Source organism: Cryobacterium sp. M25, from assembly GCF_002929635.1.
Taxonomy (GTDB): Bacteria; Actinomycetota; Actinomycetes; order Actinomycetales; family Microbacteriaceae; genus Cryobacterium; species Cryobacterium sandaracinum.
The window spans coordinates 1-3122 of sequence record NZ_PJJU01000009.1; the positions used below are offsets into that span (position 1 = coordinate 1).

Consider the following 3122-nt stretch of genomic DNA (forward strand, 5'->3'; position numbering starts at 1 on the left):
TGTGGGGTACGTTTGAATACATTACGGCCGTCACACCGGGCCGTCAAAACCAGCAACCGCCCGGGCGTGTCACGCCCCAACGGGGCGGAACGACCAGGCGACATCCGTCTCTGAATCAGACGACGAAAACGCCGGCCAGGGTCTTCTTCCCGCGGCGGAGCACGGCCACTCCACCGGGAAGCACGGCACCCTCGATGGTCTGGTCATCGCTCAGCACCTTCACGTTGTTGAGATAGACCCCACCCTGGCTGATGGCACGGCGGGCTTCGCTCAGACTCATGCTGAGTCCGGTGTCGACCAGCAGCTGCACCACGGGGGCGTGCGGGGCGGTCGTCGTGTTCGGGAGTTCTCGCAGCGCGGCTTCGAGGGTGGCCTCGTCGAGATCGGACAGCTCACCCTGGCCGAAGAGGGCATGCGCGGCCTGGATGGCGGCATCCGTCGCGGCACGGCCGTGAACAAGGCTTGTCACGGACACGGCGAGCGTGCGCTGGGCGAGGCGTTTGAACGGTTCCGTCGCCACGGCACCCGCGAGCTCCTCGATGTCGGACCGGGTGAGGAAGGTGAACACCTTCAGCCGGTTGAGGACATCGGCATCGTCGGTGTTGAGCCAGAACTGGTAGAACGCGTACGGGCTGGTGAGGGTGGGGTCGAGCCAGACCGCGTTGCCCTCGCTCTTGCCGAACTTGGTGCCGTCGCTGTTCGTGATCAGCGGGGTGCCGATGGCGTGGGCGCTCTCCCCCTCCGCCTTGCGGATGAGGTCGATGCCGCTGGTGAGGTTGCCCCACTGGTCGCTGCCTCCGGTCTGCAGCACGCAGCCGTACGTGCGGAAGAGCTTGAGGAAGTCCATCCCCTGAAGAACCTGGTAACTGAATTCGGTGTAGCTGATGCCGACGTCGGAATTCAGCCGGGCGCTCACGGCATCCTTCTTGAGCATGCTGCCGACCCGGAAGTACTTGCCGATGTCGCGCAGGAAGTCGATGGCACTGAGCGGGGCGGTCCAGTCCAGGTTGTTCACCAGGGTGACGGCGTTGTCGCCCTCCGAGCTCAGAAAGCGCGAAACCTGGGCCTGGAGGTAGCCCACCCACTCGCCGACGACATCCCGAGAGTTCAGGGTGCGCTCGGCCGTGGGGCGCGGGTCACCGATCAGCCCGGTGGACCCGCCGACCAGGCCGAGGGGCTTATGCCCGGCCAGCTGCAGCCGGCGCATGAGCAGCAGCTGCACGAGGTTGCCGAGGTGCAGGCTCGGGGCGGTCGGGTCGAAGCCGCAGTAGAACGTGACCGGCGGGCCGGCGAGCAGCTCACGCAGTTCGGTGGTGTCGGTGGACACCTGCACCAGGCCTCGCCAGGAGATCTCCTCCCAGACGTCGTCGAAGGTCGGGTCGTTGGCTTGCAGGGCGAGGATGGCTGGATCTGACACGAGCCAAGGATATCAGCGCCCGACTCGCTGCCCGGGAATTCAGGACCACACCTTGATCGGCAAATATTAAGCCTATAGGCTGAATTGGTGTAGATTCATCGTGGAAGCTTCATATCAGCCCGCCAACTCCGTCGGAGGTCCCGCCCATGTTCGTCATCACGGCCGACCAGGTCGACAGCCGCAACGATCGCGATCGGGCCGGCGAGATGATCGCCGAGCTCGTCGCCGCGTACGGCCCGGCGTTCACGCTGCCGCCCGACCAGACGTCCGGCGATGAGATCCAGCTACTGCTGCCCGACGCCGGCACGGCCCTTGCCGCCGTTCTCGCGCTGCATCGCGCGGGCCATTGGAGCATCGGGCTCGGCATCGGCGAGGTGCGAACCCCTCTTCCAGAAACAACCCGGCAGGCCTCCGGCGGTGCGTTCGTCGCGGCGCGGGCGGCCGTGACGCGGGCAAAGAAGGCCGAGGCCCGGTTCAGTCTCGAGGTTGATCCGGCCGCTGGCCGTACTGCTGGCCGTACTGCTGGCCGTACTGCTGGCCGCTCTGCTCCGCTGCTCGACGCCGACGGGGTGGAAGCGCTCATCACCAATCTGCTGCTCCTTCGCCAGCGTCGCTCGCAGGAGGGCTGGGCGGCCATCGACCTGCTGGCGAGCGGGATATCCCAAGTGGAGATCGCCGCCGAGCTCGGCATTTCCCCCGCCGCCGTCAGCCAGCGCATCCGAATCGCCCTCTGGAGGGTCGACCAGTCCGCCCAGCCCGCACTCGTTAGGCTGCTGGAGAACCTCGAGCACGCCACGACCGAAACGGACCCTGCCGCATGATCTCCTCGTCCTTCCCGATCGTTGCCTACCTCTACTGGATGTCCCTCCTGGTCGTCACCGCCGGCTCGCTGGTCTTCGCCATCCTCGCGTTCCGGCACCAGAAGCCGCAGTTCGCCGCGGTCTCCGGCGGCGCCCTCGCTGCGGCCCTGATGATCGCCGCCCTCCCCTCGCCCGGAGGCGCGACCGTGTCGGGCGTGCTCCTCGGCATGGTGGCCCTCGGTCTCGCCGTGGTCGGCGGCGGCCCGGCGGCGCTGCTTGCGCTGAGGCTGGCCACGAACAACTCCGTGCCCCAAGGCCAGCACGGCGGGATCCTGGTCGAGAACGGCGGCGCTCCCGTGACGCCGGAGCCGGGCCGCGCGTCCGGGGTTGATGCCGGCGCACCGGATGCACCGGTTGCCACCGGTGCATCCGATGGTGAGGGGACGGCCGGAACGCACGGCACTTTCGTGCACGAGGTGCTGCGCGGTGGATTGATGATCGGAATCCTGGAGCGCCTCGCCGTGGCCGGCGCGATCCTGGCGGGCTTCCCGGAGGCCATCGCGGTCGTCGTGGCGATCAAGGGCGTCGGCCGCTTCACCGAGCTGGCCACGGCCGAGGCCCGGGAGCGGTTCATCATCGGCACGCTGGCGAGCCTGATCTGGGCGTGCGCGTGCGCCGCCCTGGTGCAGATTGCCCTCACGTAGGCGCCAGTCGGCGGTCGAGCTTGCCGGGATCCGGTGACCCGAACCTGCCGCGCGACCCGGGACATCCGTGCCGATCGCGCTGACGTAACCTCGGAGATTTTCGCGACACGCCGGTCGGAACGCCTGGGGTGACCCGGTGTTTCCGGACAGTCCTCCTGAATTCAGGATTGGATAGACAAATGGAACACGAGAAACACAAAC

The 3122-nt window shown here is 67.5% G+C and carries 3 protein-coding genes; 2 read left to right on the forward strand and 1 reads right to left on the reverse strand.

Annotation, left to right across the window (positions count from 1 at the left end):
* Positions 1-115: 115 nt before the first annotated feature.
* Positions 116-1417 (reverse strand): tyrosine--tRNA ligase, encoded by a 1302-nt coding sequence (tyrS, locus tag CXY81_RS00075; protein ID WP_233193890.1) that lies wholly within the window; start codon positions 1415-1417, stop codon positions 116-118.
* A gap of 146 nt (positions 1418-1563) precedes the next feature.
* On the opposite strand from tyrS, the gene CXY81_RS00080 reads away from it, so the two are divergent.
* Together CXY81_RS00080 and CXY81_RS00085 are read left to right on the forward strand one after the other, a co-directional pair.
* Entirely contained in the window at positions 1564-2238 is a 675-nt protein-coding gene (locus tag CXY81_RS00080; RefSeq protein WP_104193594.1) for a winged helix-turn-helix transcriptional regulator, read from the forward strand.
* A complete protein-coding gene (locus CXY81_RS00085) occupies positions 2235-2921 on the forward strand; it encodes a hypothetical protein (RefSeq protein WP_104193595.1) in 687 nt (228 codons plus the stop codon). Before CXY81_RS00080 ends, CXY81_RS00085 begins: the two co-directional genes overlap by 4 nt.
* Positions 2922-3122 lie beyond the last annotated feature (201 nt).